Origin of the sequence: Litoribacter ruber (assembly GCF_018449405.1) — a bacterium.
Lineage (GTDB): Bacteria > Bacteroidota > Bacteroidia > Cytophagales > Cyclobacteriaceae > Litoribacter > Litoribacter ruber.
On the sequence record NZ_JAHCMY010000015.1, the window covers coordinates 44793 to 64237 of the forward strand.

Annotated in this window: 12 protein-coding genes; 3 read left to right on the forward strand and 9 right to left on the reverse strand. The window is 46.3% G+C overall.

The annotated features are described in order from the left end of the window. Positions 1–140 precede the first annotated feature (140 nt). Positions 141–3083, forward strand: coding sequence for an FAD-binding and (Fe-S)-binding domain-containing protein (locus KI659_RS16490; protein ID WP_213946477.1), 2943 nt, complete (start codon positions 141–143; stop codon positions 3081–3083). Between the two features lie 655 nt (positions 3084–3738). Here KI659_RS16490 and KI659_RS16495 read toward each other — a convergent pair. The 3 genes from KI659_RS16495 to KI659_RS16505 form a co-directional block, all read right to left on the reverse strand. Continuing rightward, a complete protein-coding gene (locus tag KI659_RS16495; protein WP_213946478.1) occupies positions 3739–5163 on the reverse strand; it encodes a SusD/RagB family nutrient-binding outer membrane lipoprotein in 1425 nt (474 codons plus the stop codon). 11 nt (positions 5164–5174) lie between these two features. Further along, on the reverse strand, positions 5175–8363 hold the full coding sequence (locus KI659_RS16500) for a SusC/RagA family TonB-linked outer membrane protein (RefSeq protein WP_213946479.1): 3189 nt from the start codon (positions 8361–8363) through the stop codon (positions 5175–5177). Between the two features lie 879 nt (positions 8364–9242). Next, complete coding sequence (locus tag KI659_RS16505; protein ID WP_213946480.1) at positions 9243–9629, reverse strand: PRC-barrel domain-containing protein; 387 nt, start codon at positions 9627–9629, stop codon at positions 9243–9245. Positions 9630–9789: 160 nt separating this feature from the next. Here KI659_RS16505 and KI659_RS16510 point away from each other — a divergent pair, with 160 nt between their 5' ends. Beyond that, entirely contained in the window at positions 9790–11262 is a 1473-nt protein-coding gene (locus tag KI659_RS16510; protein WP_213946481.1) for a BCCT family transporter, read from the forward strand. A 399-nt stretch (positions 11263–11661) separates the two neighbouring features. Here KI659_RS16510 and KI659_RS16515 read toward each other — a convergent pair whose 3' ends face one another. The 5 genes from KI659_RS16515 to KI659_RS16535 form a co-directional block, all read right to left on the reverse strand. Then, a complete protein-coding gene (locus KI659_RS16515) occupies positions 11662–12738 on the reverse strand; it encodes a class I SAM-dependent methyltransferase (RefSeq protein WP_213946482.1) in 1077 nt (358 codons plus the stop codon). 239 nt (positions 12739–12977) lie between these two features. Then, entirely contained in the window at positions 12978–14429 is a 1452-nt protein-coding gene (locus tag KI659_RS16520) for a S41 family peptidase (protein WP_213946483.1), read from the reverse strand. Positions 14430–15110: 681 nt separating this feature from the next. Further along, a complete protein-coding gene (locus tag KI659_RS16525) occupies positions 15111–16220 on the reverse strand; it encodes a DUF4221 family protein (RefSeq protein ID WP_213946484.1) in 1110 nt (369 codons plus the stop codon). A 600-nt stretch (positions 16221–16820) separates the two neighbouring features. Next, complete coding sequence (locus KI659_RS16530) at positions 16821–17528, reverse strand: cell division ATP-binding protein FtsE (RefSeq protein WP_213946485.1); 708 nt, start codon at positions 17526–17528, stop codon at positions 16821–16823. A gap of 2 nt (positions 17529–17530) precedes the next feature. After that, on the reverse strand, positions 17531–17734 hold the full coding sequence (locus KI659_RS16535) for a fructose-6-phosphate aldolase (protein ID WP_213946486.1): 204 nt from the start codon (positions 17732–17734) through the stop codon (positions 17531–17533). A 172-nt stretch (positions 17735–17906) separates the two neighbouring features. Between KI659_RS16535 and KI659_RS16540 the strand changes: the two genes are divergently transcribed. After that, the gene (locus KI659_RS16540) at positions 17907–18080 is read left to right on the forward strand and encodes a hypothetical protein (protein ID WP_213946487.1); all 174 of its coding nucleotides are present in this window, start codon (positions 17907–17909) and stop codon (positions 18078–18080) included. A 112-nt stretch (positions 18081–18192) separates the two neighbouring features. On the opposite strand, the gene fsa is transcribed toward KI659_RS16540, so the two are convergent. Then, a complete protein-coding gene (gene fsa, locus KI659_RS16545; RefSeq protein ID WP_213946488.1) occupies positions 18193–18852 on the reverse strand; it encodes a fructose-6-phosphate aldolase in 660 nt (219 codons plus the stop codon). Positions 18853–19445 lie beyond the last annotated feature (593 nt).

Below are 19445 nucleotides of genomic sequence, written 5' to 3' on the forward strand. Positions count from 1 at the left end.
ACGAAATGACGAAGTACGAAATACGAAGTGAGAAACCGCTGCGATCGCCGCGCCCTCGTTGCGGCGTGGCGTGAAATCTTATCCGAAAAATTCCCTGAAACTAGTGACCCTAAGTCCTGCGATATTGGTTAATTTTGGATATGAGTTCATCAAACCTAATCCCTGACTTGGAAAAACTCGCTGCCCGCATGCAGGGGGAGCTGAAATTCGATTCCCTTTCCAAGACCCTTTACGCCACCGACGCCTCCGTTTACCGCGAAATCCCTTTGGCCGTGGCATTTCCACAGACCGAACAGGACATACAGCTCCTGATTGATTTTGCCAATGCTTGCCAAACCTCCCTCATTCCCCGCACGGCAGGAACATCCCTGGCCGGACAATGCGTGGGCAACGGGATAGTGGTGGATGTCTCCAAGCATTTCACCCAAATCCTCGAGTTCAACGCCGAGGAAAAATGGATACGCGTGCAGCCTGGCGTGGTGAGGGATGAACTCAACCGCTTTCTCAGGCCACACGGACTGTTTTTTAGCCCCGTCACTTCCACAGCCAACCGGGCTATGATCGGGGGCATGGTGGGAAACAATTCCTCCGGGACAACCTCCATCGTATATGGCACCACCAGGGAAAAAGTGCTCGAGCTCAAGGTGCTATTAAGTGATGGCAAACCTACTGTATTTGGGCAGCTGGATAAGAAAGCATTTGATGAAAAGTGTACCCTGACCGGTTTGGAGGGGGACCTTTACAGACAGGTCAAAAAGGAACTTTCAGATCCAAAGAACCAGGAGAATATCCATAAGCATTTCCCCAAAAAATCCATCCACCGCAGAAATACAGGCTATGCCCTGGACTATTTGGTGGAGTCGGAGGTGTTTGCCGACTCCGGGCAGCCGTTCAATTTTTGTAAATTGCTGACCGGATCGGAGGGGACTCTCGCTTTTACCACCGAGATCAAGATCAGTCTGGATCCGCTTCCCGAACCTGTGGACATTGTGGTTGCCGCCCATTTTGAGAGCATACACCAGAGTATGAAGGCCTCCCAAGTGGCCATGAAGCATCCGGCCACGGCGGTGGAACTGATGGATAAAATCATTTTGGACTGCACCAAGGAGAGCATTGAGTATAGCAAAAACCGCTATTTCGTAGAGGGAGATCCTATGGCCCTGCTGATGATAGAGTTTAGGGGGCAGAGTCTGGAAGAGGCCCTGGGCAAGGGAAAGGCCTTGGTCGATGACCTGAAGGCAGCTGGACTCGGATATGCCTATCCTATTATCGAGCCGGACCGAACGGCCAGCGCTTGGTCTTTGAGAAGTGCGGGCCTAGGCCTGCTGGCCAATATCCCAGGAGACAGAAAAGCGGTGGCCTGTGTGGAGGATACCGCGGTGGACATTGTGGATCTGGCGGATTACATAGATGAATTTGACCGCACCATGGAAGGCTTCAAGCAGGAGCCGGTGCATTATGCCCATGCGGGAGCAGGGGAGATACATTTGAGGCCCATTTTGGACCTTAAGAAAAAAGAGGACCGGGAGGAGTTTTACAAGATATCCAAGGCCTCGGCCGAATTGGTGAAAAAATATAACGGTTCCCTTTCCGGGGAACATGGGGATGGGCGCGTAAGGGCGCCATTCATTCCCATGATGGTAGGAGAGGCCAATTATCAGCTTTTCCGAAGGGTAAAATCCACTTGGGATCCGAAAAACATTTTCAATCCCGGCAAGATCGTGGACGCTGCTCCCATGAATACCTTTTTGAGGTACGAAGAAGATATGGAAACCCCTGTGCATAAAACCGAACTGGATTTCAGCCAGGTAGGGGGCATCCTTCGCATGGCCGAAAAATGCAACGGGTCTGGGGACTGCCGCAAGCTACCTGCTTCAGGTGGCACCATGTGCCCAAGTTACCAGGCCACCCGCAACGAAAAGGACACCACCAGGGGCCGGGCCAATACTTTGCGCGAGTTCTTGACCAAGGATACCCAGCCAAATCCTTTTGACCATCCCGAAATCAAAGAGGCCTTGGATCTCTGCCTTTCCTGCAAGGGCTGCACCGCTGAGTGCCCTTCCAACGTGGACATGGCCTCCATGAAGGCTGAATTCCTGCATCAATACCATAAAACCCACGGCATTCCGCTCAGGTCAAAAGCCTTTGCCAACATTGCCACCTTAAATGATTTGGGTGGAAAGATGGCCGGGCTGTCCAATTTTTTCTTGGACAATAAAATTACAGGGAAGGCCCTGAAGACTATTTTAGGGGTGGCCGAAAAGAGGGAACTGCCTGCGATCAGCAAGGTGAGTTTGAAGACATGGTTTAAGAAGAATTATGATTCCCTGCCGGGAAAGAAGAAGGCCATCAAGACGGTTTACCTCTTTGCCGATGAATTTACCAACCACAACGATACGGAGATAGGGATCAAGGCTGTGCAGCTACTTAAGAAACTCGGTTATGAGATAGTCTTGCCCGAGCATGAGGAAAGCGGGCGGTCTGCCCTGTCGAAAGGGCTGTTGGACAAAGCCAAAAAGCATGCGGAAGCCAATGTGAGGGTATTTGGACCCTTGGTGGACGGGGAGCATCCCTTGATCGGGATTGAGCCTTCAGCGATTTTGAGTTTCAGGGATGAATATCCCCGCTTGGTGGACAAAAGCCTGGTGGAGGATGCCAAAAAACTGAAGTTCCATACCCTGATGCTGGACGAGTTCATTGGCCGTGAGATAGTGGCCGGCAACATCAAGGCGGAAGATTTCACCTCCGAGCCCAAGACCATCAAGCTTCACGGGCATTGCCATCAGAAAGCACTTTCTGCCGTGAGTTGGAGCCACAAACTGTTATCCCTGCCGGAGAATTATGTGGTGGAAACCATTCCTTCGGGCTGTTGCGGGATGGCCGGGTCTTTTGGGTATGAGAAGGAGCATTACGAATTGAGCATGCAGATTGGGGAGATGGTCCTTTTCCCTGCCGTAAGAGAAGCCACCGAGGAGACCATCATCGCCGCCCCAGGCACCAGCTGCCGCCACCAGATCGCCGACGGTACGGGAAGGAAAGCCCTGCATCCGGTGGAGGTGCTGTGGGAAGCGTATAGGGGTTAAGTGGGGAAGTAAGAGGCAAGAAGTTGGAAGTACGAAGTTTTTGGGTCAGGGTGGGGTTTCGCGCCCAGCAGGTGCTTACGTACGTAAGTGCGACGTGGTTGTCCGTCCCTGCGGGACTTAGTTGTCATAGTTGTCATTGTTCCGTGTCAAGTCAGTCACGTTCTGGACTGAAGGCCGCTTAACGGGAATTTGATGAGGGTGCCTTGACGGGAACAAGTACGTTGGTCTTTGCAAAGCTGCGCTTGCAAAGGATCCTCGTAAGTAACTTACGTACTCCCGTCCCGAGAATCCAACCCGTGGATGTTGTCGTTAAGCGGCTCTCATCCCCGCCCGTGGCTGCAAATAGGTAGAACCATGACAACTATGACAACAGCCCCGGAGAGGCGTAGCCGACCCTCGGGGCGGACAACCATGACAACCCTGCCGGCCTTGCCTGGGCAGGCGGGCACGTCGCTCACCAAAGGTGTAACGTATCTAGATTTCTCCCCGCCACGGCGGGCAAGCGCTCCCTCCGGTCGGTTCCCGATTCGCCCTCGAAAGTTTTCGGGGCTGCTCGGGACTGGGCGAAATGATGGGAGGAGTGACGTGAACCCTATCAAAAAAAAAGCTCCAGCCAAAACGGCTGGAGCTTTTAACTTATCTATTAAACCTTATATCAATTCACATCCCACCAAATACGGGTGTCTAGTTCATCCGGACCCTGACGGCTGACAGCCTCATTCCAGCTACTCGTGTTAATGTCCCTTTCAGTTGTCGGGTATGCCTGTCTTCTGGGGATTTCCCTACTTTGATTGAGAGCATCAGGGGCTGGGGACAATTCTGGATAACCCAATCTTCTCCATTCTGACCAAGCCTCGAAACCTTGCAGGAACAACGCTACCCATTTCTGATTTCCGATCAACTCTAACGCTCTTGCATCACTCCAAGCTACATCAGCTTGGGCCATGAAGGCGTCGAATCTGGCTGGATCATATACGCCGTTAGCTTCCATAGACGCCCTGATGGCATCCTCATATAGGTCAGCGGCGCTTTCCGCAATCCATCCTCTGTGAGCCGCTTCCGCCAATGAGAAATTCAGCTGCGAAACAGTAAGGATAGGTAGCGGGGAACTTTGTCCACGATAGAAGGAGCCCAAATAGGATACTTCCGCGTTTGTGATAGATCCAGCTACCGTATTGGTTACTCCATAAGGCATAGGGTTTATGCTTCCGCTTTCGGCGGCAGGATCCGCATATACCGGCAGCCTAGGGTCATTCAACGGAGCCATGTAGTCATGTAAAGTGTTGCTTATGGCATAATCCACTCTAGTCAGATATCTGGCAAACCAAGGGTTTTGATTATTGGCTTCTGCCAAATATGGATACATAAAGTCAGCGGTTAAAATACCTCCCTGATAAGCACTTACAAAATTGGATTGCGCCACCTGCGGAGCTACATTGCTAAGCCTCAGGGAAAGAACCATTCTCAAGGAATTGGCAAATCGTCTCCAGTTGTCCATATTTCCATTGAAAAGGAAATCTCCTTGTACAGACTGGCCTTCATCAATTTGAGCAGCAGCCTCTTCCAGTTCCTTTAACAAATCATTGTATATGAACTCTTGGGTGTCATATTGAGGTGCAAAGTTAGCGGCTCCTTGGAGTGCATTGCTATAAGGTATTTCTCCCCATCGGTCTGTAAGCACAGAGAAATAATATGCCTTTAGGATTCTGGCTACTGCAATTTGATTATTGTTGCTACCAGCACTAGAGACATCTAATCGGGTTTCTTCATCTGTGTTTAGCTCAATGATTCTCTGTAGATTCATTAAGGGACCAGAATAGAAAGCATTAAAGTCAAAATAGATTGTCTGATACCTGGAAGCTTCTGTGTATTGCTTTTCAGCAAGATGTTGGGAATACAACACACTGGTAGCATCACCGACCACATTGGTGATAAATCTTTGGGATCCGGTGAGCAAACTTGAAGTAAGTGGATCAGAAGGCCTATTGGGGTCCATATTAAGGTCTCCAAACTCTCCGCAGCTTCCCAACATTAAGGAACCGCAGATCAAGCCCATAGCTATATATTTAAATTTTTTCATCTTATACATGATTATAGTCCTAGTCTAATGTTGAAACCTAATGATCTAACACCCGGCAACTGGCCGCTTTCAAAATAGGCAAGACCATTTGCACCGGACCCGAACTCAGAAGGATCCAATCCATCAACATTGGTATGGATCAACCAAAGGTTTCTGGCAATTATTCCTACATTGGCTGTGTGGAATGGGGTTCTTGAAATAATGGACGAGGGTAGGGTATAGCCCAATCTCAATTCTCTTAATTTAAAGAAAGTAGCATCATAGATCCACCTTTCGTGTAGCCCAAACATGCCACTGAAGTGGTCATAAGGATCCATATAAACGGTTAATGGTTGTCCTGATTCAGAAACTCCATCTACTCGGATACCACCGCCCTGATCTACAGGGTCACGCATTGGATTGCCCAAATCGTTTAATCCTGCAGTTTCAGCAGAAAGTCCAGAATAGGCATTGAACATTTTGGTTACTGAATAAAACTTCCCGCCCAACTGGAACTCCGTAAATGCGGTCAAGTCCCAGTTATTGTATCGGAAGGTATTGGAAAAACCACCTGTCGCTTTTGGCAATACAGTTCCCAAAAGCTTGTTTTGAGTCATAACATAAGAACCGTCCTCTCTAATTACCGGCACCCCAGCCTCATTGGTGGTAAACCCGTTGCCAATCAAAGTACCCCATGGCTCTCCAACTCTTGCATTCAGCGTCATTCCCCAGTAGGCCGACTGTAAAAGTCTGTTTTCTAATCCTTCTGCGAGTTCCACTACTTCATTGCGGAAGCGGGAGAAGTTTAGACTTACATCCCAGCTGAAATCACGTTTTTGAATAGGCGTACCCGTTAACATTACCTCTAAGCCTTCGCTTCGGATGTTACCAGCATTGACAATTGCTCCCGTATACCCGCTTGACCCAGGTACAGTTAGCGTCATGATCTGGTCAGTGTTGTCATTTCTGTAAACGGTCACATCCAATCCAGCTCTTCCGTTGAAGAACCTTAAGTCTACACCAGCCTCATAGGATGAAGAAAGGGCAGGGCGAAGGGTTGGATTAGGAAATGTCGTTGGAACTGATAGGTTTGGCAAAGACTGGTACGGCAAACCCACATTGTAGATGTTGGCAATTTGATAGGCATCGATATCAGAACCTACTTGGGCATAACTCAATCTTACTTTACCATAGCTAAAGGTCTTGTCACTTCTGCTCATTAGCTCTGAAAATACAAAACTTGTAGATAAGGAAGGGTAGATATAGCTATTGTTGTTTACCGGAAGTGCAGAAGACCAATCATTTCTCAAAGTCGCATCCAAGAAGATGGTATTTTGATATCCCAAGGACATGCTTCCATATAAACTTCGAACGGTTTTTCTGCTGCTGAAACTTTGGTTTACCGGTCTGTCAACTGAAGCTTCGATATTGTAAAAATTTGGAACAGCAAGACCACCAACAGTTTGTTGATACATGAAATCATAGAAATCCCTTCTGATGTTACCACCACCATTTGCCGAAACGGATAGGTCGCCAAAGGTTTTGTTATACTGGACCAAAAGTTCATAATTGTCTTCTCGACCTACAATCTGTCTCACACTGTACTGATCCAAGTCCAGTCCTCCAGAGGAAATCCTTTCCTCAATTTTTTGATTATAGAAATCTGTTCTTGCAAAACCTGTGATTTTCAAATCGTCATTAATTTGATAGCCCAAGTTGAAATTACCAAACACTCTGTCTCTTTTATCTTCAGGGGCATTTTGCATTACTTCGTAATACGGGTTGTCCCAATATAGAGGACGAAGGTCGTTAGGAGCTCGGATATTCCAGGTTCTAAAGCTTCCATCAGGTGCTCTATAATTGGAAAGTCTATCCATGTCGATTTGTCTTTGAAACCACTGATTGAAAGAGTTAACAGGGTTTCTACCTGTGTAGCCGGAGGCAGGACGCCCTGTACCCTCCGTTCCTGTATAGTTAAAATTGATGCCAGCTGTAAACCTGTCAGTAAGGGCATGGGAGCCGTTAAAGCTCACATTGTTTTTCATCAATGAGCTGTTAGGCATCACACCTGATTGGGAAACATTATTGAGGGAAAGTCTGAAATTCGATTCTTGGTCTCCTCCAGAAAGAGCTACACCCGTATTGTATGTTACACCAGTGTTGAAAAAGTCTCTTACGTTATTGGGCTGTGGGGTCAAAGGACGCATTTCGCCAAAGTTTTCACCTGGATACCAAGAATCCCAGTGTCTCACAGGAGTGCCATCCATTCTAGGTCCCCAGCTTTCATCTGCCGCATAGTTCAGCATAGGCTGACCATTAAAAGATGACCAAGAAGCTGGATGCACATCTGGGTTGAAGTTGAATGTCAAAAGATCCTGAGTATAACCGCCTGCATATTCGTTTTGATAGCTAGGCAGAACATATACCCGGTCAAAAGTGGTGCTCTGATTGAATTCTACACCTATACCTTTTTTCGAGGTTCCTTTTTTAGTCGTAATGATGATTACCCCATTAGCCGCTCTGTTGCCATATAGTGCGGCAGCAGATGGGCCTTTCAACACTGAAATGCTTTCGATATCATCTGGATTGATGTCAGCGGCCAAGTTTCCGTAATCTCTTCCAGGGCTGTCATTGTTAGGGGAAAAGCTTTGATTGGAAATCGGAGTTCCATCCACTACAAAAAGCGGGGAACCGCCCCCAAGAGAATTTATTCCTCTTAGTCGAATATTTTGGGTGCCACCCAAGGCTGCACCTGAAGAGCCGATCACTTGTACACCGGCCACTTTACCGGCCAAGCTTCCGACCACATTAGGCTCGCGCACGGAAGATAATTTATCGCCCTGGATTGACTGCACTGCATAGCCAATGGACCTTTCATCCCGGGAAACACCTAGGGCGGTCACAACCACTTCATTCAATGCCGAAATTTCAGGTTCGAGAGAAATATCGAAACTTGTGCGGTTTCCTATTTCGATTTCCCTTGGTGCCATACCTACAAAAGAGATTCTCAAAAAAGTGCCACCATCTGGAACACTCAGGGAGAATTCTCCATCCATACCGGTGACGGTACCTATTGTAGTACCTTGTACAATAACGCTGGCTCCAGGTATGGGGAGCCCATCTTCAGAGGATTTTACCACCCCTGAGATTAGCCTGCTCTGCGCAATACTATATTGCGAAAAGAGAACTAAGAAGGTTAAGATTAGTAATTTGTGTTTCATATAAGTTGTTAAATTTTGCAAAAAATATAGGGACAAAATTTTGTAGCACTGTTGCAAAAGCGGACAGTTTCCAACCTGTTTATTCTAATGGTTAAATGTTAATTATTTATGGTAATTTATAGTTATAAATGGATTATGTTTTCAACTAACTTTTAATAAGTTTCTTTGAATCAAAAATTAACTACTTGTTAATGTGTGAAAATGTAAATTAACGGTATTTAGTTGTTTTTAAATTACATTTCCGATAGTATATATGTATCATGGTTCTCGCGCCCAGCAGGAGTCTAGGTCCGTTTTATTGTGTACGTACGTGGTTGTCCGCCCGAAAGCGCCTCCCCCGGGAGGTAAACTTCGCTGTTCGGGCTGTTGTCTCGGTCCCTGCGGGACCTGGGTTGTCATGGTTGTCATTGTTCTACATTCGCGCCCAGCAGGAGATTATCTCCGTTTCAGCCGCAGCAACGTAGAGTACGCAATCGGCCGTCCCTAAGGCTTCGCCTCGGGACGATGGTCCTGAGTACACCCTAGGCGTCGTCGTTAAAAGCCGCGCCTCCGCCGTCCCGTGGCGCAGCCACGGGACGATGTACGTAAGCGTTCTCGTTAAGGAACTCTCAGCCCCGCCCGTGGCTGACCTGACACGGAACAATGACAACTCCGACAACTGAGCCGGTGAGGCGAAGCCGAACAACGGCGGGACAACAGTCCGAAGAGCGGAGCGATTTCGGACCGACAACCACGTAGTAAAGTACGAAATGACGAAGTACGAAGGAAGGTGGAGTGAGAAAACGCTGCGATCGTTGCGCTCCCGTTGCGCCGTGGCGTGAAATCTTACCCTAGCTCAGCAAAAAAAAAAAGCCCCCGATTTCTCGGAGGCTTTTGGGGTTACATTCTGTGATGTGACTCGATTCCGTAATAGTGGTGGATCTCGTTGACAAACTCCGTTTGCGGACCCAATGGAGGATTGTCAGTGTCGTAGCCAGGGGCGTTTTCTAGTTTTTCCTTGTCTACATCCAAGGTGATCACGTCTTCACCGGAACTGGAAGCTCTGGTAAATGACAACGCTCTCCATGGAATGGCGAAATACTTGCTATCCATGTTCAAAAAGCCGGTGTTCACCTTCAAAACTGCATAGGCAATCTCGCCTGTCTCACTGTAAAACATCAAATGGTCAATTGACCCCACGCTTTCATCCTGAAGATTTCTTACGTCGGTGCCTACTACGTCCGAACTGGAAACCATCACTTTTGGGTTTGGATTCGAAGTGTCCATAATTTTTTTGGTTTGTGGTTTTAAAATAGTTAAAGTTGCTATTAGAACAGCTCAACACTTTAATTGTTTATCCATTATTCAGTTCGGTCTCCGGTCTTCGGTCTCCGGTCTTCCATCCGACATCGGTCATCCGACATCCAACACCCTAACATCAAAACATTTGAATCCAAAACTACCACCAAAACTTTTCGCCAACCCAACCCTCTTACTGAGCGGATCGACCTGCCTGGTTTTTCTGGTGTTTGCGGGGATTCAGCGCGATAATCTTCAGAAAATGCTGGCGGCCAGCACCGATGTGGTCCTGACTTGGTTTGGAGGGTTTTACCTTGTTTTGGGACTGCTTACGGTTCTGCTCCTGCTGGTTTTGGCCTTTTCTCCCTTCGGGAAAATCAGGTTCGGTCAGGATAAGCCCGCCTATTCCTGGTATTCCTGGATAGCCATGATGTATAGCACCGGAATGGGGGCGGGACTGCTGCTTAGGGCGGTGCAGGAACCTGCCTTTTATTTTCAAAATCCACCCAGGGAAGGTGACTATGCTTTGGAGGTTTTCGCCCTTCAATATACCTTTTTTCACTGGGGCCTCACTCCCTGGGCATTTTATACCATGTTTGGTTTGATAGTAGGCTATCAGCTATTTTGTAAAAAGAAAACAATTTTGAGCTCTTCCATTCTGGGAGACAGATTCCAAAAACCTGTTTTCACAGCGCCCATCGACAGCGTGACGGTGATCAGCACCATGCTGGGAGTGGTGGCAGCAGTGGGGTTGGGGAGCAGGCAGGTCTTGGAGGGGTTGTCCTTTTTGGGCGGGTTGAAACCCTTCGACTCCCACTCGGCGACTTGGGTAGTATTGGCAATTGGGATAATTGCAGGGATGTCGGCCTACCTAGGCGTAAGCAAAGGCATTCGGATAATTTCCAACCTCAATATTGCCCTGGCGCTGCTGTTGATGCTTTTTACTATTTGGGTGGGCAATGTTGGCCAAATATTCCAGAACTTTTTTCTTGCCCTATATGAATACCTCATAGGTTTCTTTCCCATGAGTTTAAACCTTGGTGAATTCCAAGTGGGGAGGCCATTTCTCAAAAACTGGACTTATTTCTATTGGGCATTCTGGCTAGCCTGGGCACCGTTTACCGGGGTTTTTATAGCCAGAATCAGCAAGGGGAGGTCAATCCGTGGGTTTATTTTGGGTGCACTTTTGGTCCCTTCGCTGGGTACCTTTCTCTGGTTTTCAGTATTTGGCAGCTCCGCCTTCCGCCTTCTGGGAAGCGGGCAGCTGCAGGGGAATGAGTTTGACAGCCTTTACACGGCAATTTTCAGGTTTTTTGACTTCCTTCCCCAGGCGGAACTCACCAGCTGGTTGTCCCTTTTCCTAGTCTGCACCTTTCTGGTCACCTCGGTGGATTCGGCCATTTATGTGCTGGGCATGTTTACCGACCATGGCCGGTCCGAACCCCGAAAGTCCCTGCGGGTTTTCTGGGCCATAACCCTGGTGGCAGTGACAGTGACTGTAATCATATTAGGCAAAGATGAGCTGCTCAACGCTGTGAGCAACCTGCTGATCCTTTTCGCATTGCCCTTTAGTTTTTTGTTTCTGGGGATGATGGGGTACTTTGTGGTGAGGGGAAGATGAAGTAAGAAGCAAACAAAATTGGTCACTTGTGTTAAGTCAGTCACGGTAAGGGTACCAAGTACGAAGTACCTGGTACCAGGTATTCGCGGCAGAGGTGCACGTTTGGGAGGCACAGCCTACCTACAGGCAATGGTAGGCCTCCAATTCTATCGTCCCGAGGCACAGCCTCGAGACATCTTTTGATACCCCATCCGAAGAGCGCAGCTCAAGGGAGGGACACGGGAATAAAAACGGTTAATATCAGAAGGACCTCCAAACTACTCCGAAAAGCGCCTTGTCCTAAAAATACTTGGTACCTGGTACTTGGTACCCAAATAATAAGTACGAAATTAGAAGTACGAGGTACGAAGAATATGTCAAGCCCGCCACGGAACCTGAATGATGTAAATTCTTATAATGTTATTTCCCAATAATAAAATAGGTATTTAAAGGATCCGATTGAAATTGATAAGGGGTGATGGAGGAAAATCCGGCTTCCCTGGTGTAGTCCCTGATTCTAGTCTCGCCCCACATGGCGCCTAATCCCTCGCCACCCTGTCCCAACGATACGGGAACACAATGCATACAGCTAATGGCATAAAGCAGCTGGGCAAAGGGGTTGTCTTTATCCTGATGGAGATGACCTGAACCGTTAATATCCACCATGAGGTAAGTCCCATCCGGTTTCAGGGTTTTATAGATTCCCCTTAATACATTCATGGGGCTTTTCTGATCATGTATGGCGTCAATGCTCATGACTAAATCATACCGGTTCTCTATAGCTTCCGAATGGAATTCGGTGAGGTCCTTGCAGATAAATTCCACATTGGCCAAGCCCGATTTCTCTGCTTGGGACCTGGCCATATTAATCGCAAACTCTGTGAGGTCGATTCCGGTAAAATGGCTGTTGGTAAATTCCGAGGCCAATCGTAACAGCAAGCCGCCCGTGCCGCAACCCGCATCCAATACCGAGATCCCCTGGTGCAACTTTGCAGTCAAGTCAGGGATTGAAGGAAGGAGCTGCTGGAAAAATGTGCCGATAATTGACTGGTCCTCATCCATGGCATGATAAAATCGGTGGTATGCGTCATAGGAAATGCCGCCCCCGTTTTTCATACAATCCAGCACTTGGTCCCCATTGGCTGCCAATGAGAAAATGAACTCGGCAAACACAGCGTAATTTTCCGGACCGGCTTTACGCGTTAAGAAGGCGGCATGTTCAGCCGGTAGCCGATAGGTTCCATTTGTGGTCTCAAATTCGATGACCCCGCCAGCTACCATTGCACCCAGCCACTCCCTGACGTACCGCTCATGTAAGTTGGCAGCTTGGGCTATTTGGGAGGAAGTGGAGGGATGGTTTTCTGCCAGGCTATCAAACAAGCCTGACCTATGCCCCAGAGATATCATCATCGTCAGGGAGGCCTTGTTGAAGGCATCCGCTAGATTTCCGGCAAACTGTTCCGCTTTTGCCGGGTCAAACTGTGCTGTAGTTTCCATGGCTGCTTAGCTTGCGTGTGAAGATTAAGATGTTTATAGTGAAAAGATATTATAATTATATGCCTTTATAAAAATACAAAACAATACTTTAAGTAACTACATGATACCCAATAATCTATCTAAAAATCACCGAGTCCCCTGTAAAATGTGTTGGCAAAAAAAAGCCGCACCAAACCGGCACGGCCTTCATTCCTAAACTTTAAACCATAAACGCTCCGCAGGAGCCATAAGCCATAAACCTATTTCAGTTCCTTTATCGGATTATATTCATCAATCATGACGCCATGGCGCACTTTGAATTCAACCGTGTTGGCAATTTCACGGCGGTTGAGTTTTTCAAACTGCTGGCGGCCGGCAGGGGAGGTGCCGGTGATTGCGGTGATGGCGGTGCGCAATAAGGCTTCATTCACGTCGCCAAAGGGACGGAAATGCTCATCTGCTTCATTGATTTCAATATCAGGTAGAAATCCTGTTCCGTATTCGGACTCATCCCGGCTGTTGAAGCTTTTGGAAATAGTGGGCATTAACCCCCAGTTATTGTCCTCGTTTTCCTCATCCTCAACCACAATGGATCCCACATTTTTACCATAAGTTTTGGTACCTACAATGACCACATCCATGTAAGGCCTCAAACTGTTGATGATGAGTTCACTTGCTGAGGCCGTTCTACCACTTGCCAATACATATACTCTATTTCCAGAAAGCTGGCTACCAATGTTCTCAGGTTTATTTCTGAAATTGGTCTGCACATTTTGGAACTGTGGAAAGCTCATAATGAAGCTGTTATATTTTGTCTTGGAGAATACATCGCTGGATGTAACCCCTGCGCCTATTAAGCTGGCCAAGTTGACAGCACTGCTCACGTACCCACCTCCGTTGTAGCGGAAATCAATGATCAGGTGGCTTATCCCTTCTGATTTGAACCTGCTGAAAATCTGATCCATTTCATCATCGTATATAGGTTGGGCGCCCTGTTGAGTTGGATTTGGGCTGGGGGCAAAGAAGTGATAGACCACATATCCGATCTTTTGGTCATTAACCGTATATACAGTGTCCATAAAGTTCGGGTTTTCGGCTACACGGGTTACCTCCATTTCAATGTCAGGCATTTGTTCGATGCTACCTGTTTCCAAATTCCTTCTTCTATAGGTAATGGTGTGCTGGCTACGCATCTCACGGATCAATTCTCCATAGTTCTGGTCCGTGATCTGGGTACCATTAATGCCTAAAATTATATCACCTCTCTTCAGGTCTTTTCCCTGTGCAGGGCTTCCTTTTTTGATATAGGAGACCACCGCAGCAACAGTTCTCTCTTCACTATTCCAATAATAGAGTTGGAATTCATAACCCGCCTCTTGGTTTACGCCGCCAAGTCCATCTTGAAGGGCACCGGCATTTTCATAAATAGCTGAAAAACGGTCGGTAGGCTTATATAGCAGGGCTTCAAAATAATCTCTGGGGTTGGCGGTCAAGCTAGTTGGCGCACGCATATTTTCCAGCCAGTAATACACCTCATCCATCACATCCTGTGTCCATTCATTGATGGCCACGTTAGGATTCCTCTCCTCTGCCGGCGGATCATCATCATCCACTACCACGGGTTGTTCCTCTTCTCTACAGGAAGCCAGCAATACCAAAGCTAGCAGGGGTAGAAAAAAGAAATGCTTTAGGGTAATTGGTTTCTTTTTCATACTGAAATTTTATTGGGGTAAAGTTTAAACAGTTTAAGCTTTATTTGTATAATCCTATATCTTGCCAAACTGTTCATCGTAGGCTGAAAAATAAGAAAAAAAGTCTGAAATGCATAGAAAAAAGACAGAAGACGGGAGACGGGGGAATGGGTTTAGAAGGATAATTTGCCTGCGGCAAGGTTTAGGGGTTTAGGGATGAAAAATGATGAATGTCGAATGATGAATGATGAATAATAAAGTAATACACGGTAAAACCTTCCAGGTCCAATGAAAAATCAGGAAGACCTGGAAGGTTAGATTACGTATCGCGTCGCCTCGCGCTAACCTTCTAAACCTCCCGATCCCCGCAGGGATGATCGGGAAATAAACTTCTAAACTGCGCAATTCATAGATACCCATCTGAGGAGCGAAGCTCCGAAGGAGGGATACGAAAACAAGAACGGTGAATAACAGAAAAGCCTCCAGTTTGCCCAGCAAAGCGCATTGTCCTGCGGTGTACCTTTGTACTTGGTACCTAGTACTTTGTACCCATTCGTAGGTACGAAGTTAGAAGTACGAGGTACGAAGGAAATATCGGAGCAGCCACGTTTTGAAATGATGCTTGCCCACTACGCCACGGCGCACAGTCGGGGCGGAAATAATTAAGTATCCTTAACGGAGAAAAGTGGAGGCTATTACAGATTAAATTGAAGTTTCTACTTTCAGCCTCACAAAACCCAGTTCATCATCCAAATTTTCGTAAATCCAAATTTTACCATCTTTCACGAATGTGCTACCAGGGTATTTGGTAAGAGCATCTATTTTGGATTCTGCGAGAACTTTTAAGTCATTGTCGAGGATCGTAAGGAAAACCTCATATGATTTTGGAGTGTCAATCTCTGCATCAGCTGGAGTTGGGAGCTGTCTGAAGGAAAATCGGTAAAATACGCCCTTGTTCTCATCCCACATGGGAGCTTGAAAGGATATTTCTTGATTTATTGAAGAAACCTCTTTTTCAAAATCTTCCTGAGTTTCAACCACATTTCGGTATCTTCCAGTTTTCGAGTTCTCCGTCAGCTTATTTTCGTACTTTAGATAAGAAATTGTGTCAAGGACCGGGTCATATTGGGCTAGAGTATTGGACATATAGCTGCTGATGAGATATTTGCCTTGATGTTCTTGGACTTTAGCGCTCATTCCACTTATTCTTACGGCATTTTTAGAACGCAGCATTACTTGAAAATCTTGAATTTTATCAAATTCTTTAAGATTGTGTATTTTAAAGTCGTTGTTTTGATAATCTAAAACTCCAAGTTCCAAGCCGTTTTGAGGCCAACTTCTCACTAACCCAATTAAGATATTTTTATCTTCAAGATAATCGGCATTAAAATTCTGATATTCCTTAATATCAAATTTTTCAAGTTTTTCAACTTTGGAATTAAAGATGGCCACTTCCCCCCAAGTGCTGATAATTAGATTGTCGGAACTACTTGTTTGGACTGAAGTTACATACTGGCCAGTGCCGTTGGGCCCTTCCTTTTCATAAGGTATTTTCTCAACAAGAACCATCTGATCCAAGTCAATTTTATTAATGACGGCTTGTTGCTGATCAAAGTTTAATAGCAGCTTTTTATCTTGGCTTAAAGTTGAAGTTATTATTCCATTTCTAAGGTTGATGATTTCATTGCCTGCATCAATAATAACAGTATCCATAACAATATTAATGGAAGCAAATTGGCCACCCCCTAACTCCTTTTCATTGGCACAAGCTAACATCAGAGCTAACATACCAAGAAAGTATAGATGTTTCATGAAATTATAATTTAAATTGTTTTCAGATTCCGAAATGGGAATGGAAAATAAGAAAGTTTTTAGTAAATGAGAAAAAGTCGAATATAAATTTGCCCTACCCTAAGTACAAATACCGCAGGCAAGTCATTAATGATGAAGTAAAAACACGTTAAAATCTTCTAGATAGGGATGGGTTTAGAAGGTTAATATGCCTGCGGCAAGGGTTAGGGGTTTAGGGAGGAAAAATGATGAATGTCGAATGATGAATGATGCTTGCCCGCCGGGGCGGGAATGATGAATGCCGAATAATGAAGTGAACCACGGTAAAAACCTTCCAGGTCCAATGAAAAATCAGGAAGACCTGGAAGGTTGTATGGTGTCGTCGCCTCGCGCTAAACCCCTAAACCTCCCGCTGCGCGATAGCGCCGGGAAATAACCCTGCCTGGCGCAGACAGGCTTCTAAACTGCGAATTTAAAGATACCCCATCTGAGGAGCGAAGCTCCGAAGGAGGGACACGAAAACAAGAACGGTGAATAACAGAAAAGCCTTCTATTTTCCCTGCAAAGCGCATCGTCCTGCGGTGTACTTGGTACCTGGTACCTGGTACTTTGTACCAAAAATCACAAAGAAGTACTAAGATTAAAATCCGAAGTCTTGCTATCCAATACCTGGCCCTTGTCGCATTTAAGAATACGATAGGGATGTTTCTTTAATAATTCATGATTATGGGTGGCCATAAGGATGGCGGTGCCCTGCTTGTTGATGTCCTGGAAAAGCTGGAATATGCCGTCCGCCACCTCAGGGTCGAGGTTTCCGGTGGGTTCATCGGCCAGGAGAATGTTAGGTTCGTTCAACAATGCCCTTGCGATCACGACCCGCTGCTGCTCCCCGCCGGAAAGCTGGTGGGGCATCTTGGAGGCCGCTCCGCCCAGACCAACCCGCATCAGCACCTCTGCCATCCGGGTTTTCATCTTGGCTTTGTCTTTCCAACCCGTGGCTTTCATGACAAACATGAGGTTGTCCGATACTGTTCTGTCGGTGAAAAGCTGGAAATCCTGAAAGACTATCCCGATTTTTCTGCGGAGATAGGGGATGTCCTTGGTTTTTATTTTCTCGATGTCGTATCCAGCCACCTGCGCCTGTCCCATCTGAAGGGGAAGATCGGCATACAGGGTTTTGAGTAGGGAGCTCTTCCCGCTGCCGGTGCGGCCGATGAGGAATACAAACTCGTACTTTTCAATATTAAAATTCACATCCTGCAAGATGGCATTGATTCCCTGAAAAATGCAGGCATTCTTTACGCTTACTATGGGGTCGCTGGTAAACATGCTTAAAGGTCAAGTTTTTGGAGTTTGCCAAATGGCAGATCTCTGATTAATTGTTCCAGGGCTTCTTCCTTTCCTTCCAAGCCAAACTTTTCGATGTTTTTTAAAGGCCGGTCGGCGCGGAAATACGCCACCAGCACAAAATTCTCATCCCGGATCTGGATGTAATCAGGAATCTTGGCTTTGCCTTTTACTTTAATAATATACATGGAATGAGATTAGGTGCTACAGGTTCGAAATTTAATCAAAAGGGAGTGGTATAAAAATTTTTTGTTTCAAAAAGACTCCTGCTTTACCATAGTAAGGCTTTTGAGAATTCACTTAGCCAAACATCCAGGCTGTAGAATTGTTAGAATTAATTAACCTTTAACCTACAATATTATGGGCTTAGAACTGATTATTTTCTTCGTATTGCTCGTCCTGGCCATATTTATATGGATAGGCTATCAGAAAAAGAGAAAGATGGTCGACAAAGGTCGGCCGGATGAAAAGCTAAACAAATCCTCCAAACCCTTCAATGAAGCGGATCAGAGACGTGGGGAAGCGGATACTTAATTGATTAAAATAGTACCAGAGTAAAAGGTAAGAAGTGAGAGGTAAGAGGTCAACTTCTTACCTCTTACCTCTGACTTTTTACTTCTCACAGCCTCGAACTCCGTACTTCGTCTTATTTCCCCGCTGCTTTCGCGTGGTCAGCCAGGAATGTAGCCAACCCGGAATCAGTCAATGGGTGCTTTAACAAGCCAGTGATCACTTTTAATGGGCAGGTAACCACATCTGCGCCGACTTCGGCACATTTCACCAAGTGCATGGTGTGTCTGATGGATGCTGCCAATACTTCAGTCTCATATCCTTGAGTCTGGTAGATGTGGACAATCTGCTGGATTAATTCAAGTCCGTCATAAGAGATGTCGTCCAGTCTTCCGATAAATGGAGAAAGGTAGGTAGCTCCGGCTTTGGCTGCCAGGATAGCCTGTCCTGCGGAGAATACAAGTGTACAGTTGGTGCGGATTCCCTCGCTTTTGAAATATTTGAGTGCCTTGACACCGTCTTTGATCATTGGAACCTTCACGACGATCTTGTCGTCGATTTTTGCCAACTCCTTGCCTTCCGCAATGATCTGGTCAAATTCGGTAGCGATAACTTCCGCACTCACTTTGTCGTCCACGATATCGCAGATGGCTTTGTAGTGGTTTCTTACGTTGTCATCTCCTGTGATGCCTTCTTTGGCCATCAATGAAGGGTTGGTAGTCACGCCATCCAAAACGCCCAAGTCATAGGCTTCACGGATTTCGTCCAAATTAGCGGTGTCAATAAAGAATTTCATCTGAGAAAGGTTTTTTGTGTTAAAGGGCGTAAAGGTAAACAGATTTTGTCAGAAAAATAAGTAGGGTTTTGGCGTATTGGTTTAGGAGGTTATTTTGCCTGCAGCAAGGGGTAGGAGTTTAGGAAGATAGGATGTCGGGTCAGTCACGGAATTAAATGATGAATGGTGAATGATGAATGATGAATAATGAAGTTACTTTCGGTACACTGATACCCCAGCCGAAGAGCGAAGCTCGGAGGGAGGGCAACGAAAGTATAAACGATAGATTACATCAATTGGGCAAAATGGCTAGAAACCAGCGTATGATGTTAGGAGTACTTTGTACTTGGTACCTAGTACTTTGTACCCATTCGTAAGTACGTAAATAGAAGTACGAGGTACGAAGTGGATTTCGGGTCAGTCACGGAATTAAATGATGAATGGTGAATGATGAATGATGAATAATGAAGTTACTTTCGGTACACTGATACCCCAGCCGAAGAGCGAAGCTCGGAGGGAGGGCAACGAAAGTATAAACGATAGATTACATCAATTGGGCAAAATGGCTAGAAACCAGCGTATGATGTTAGGAGTACTTTGTACTTGGTACCTAG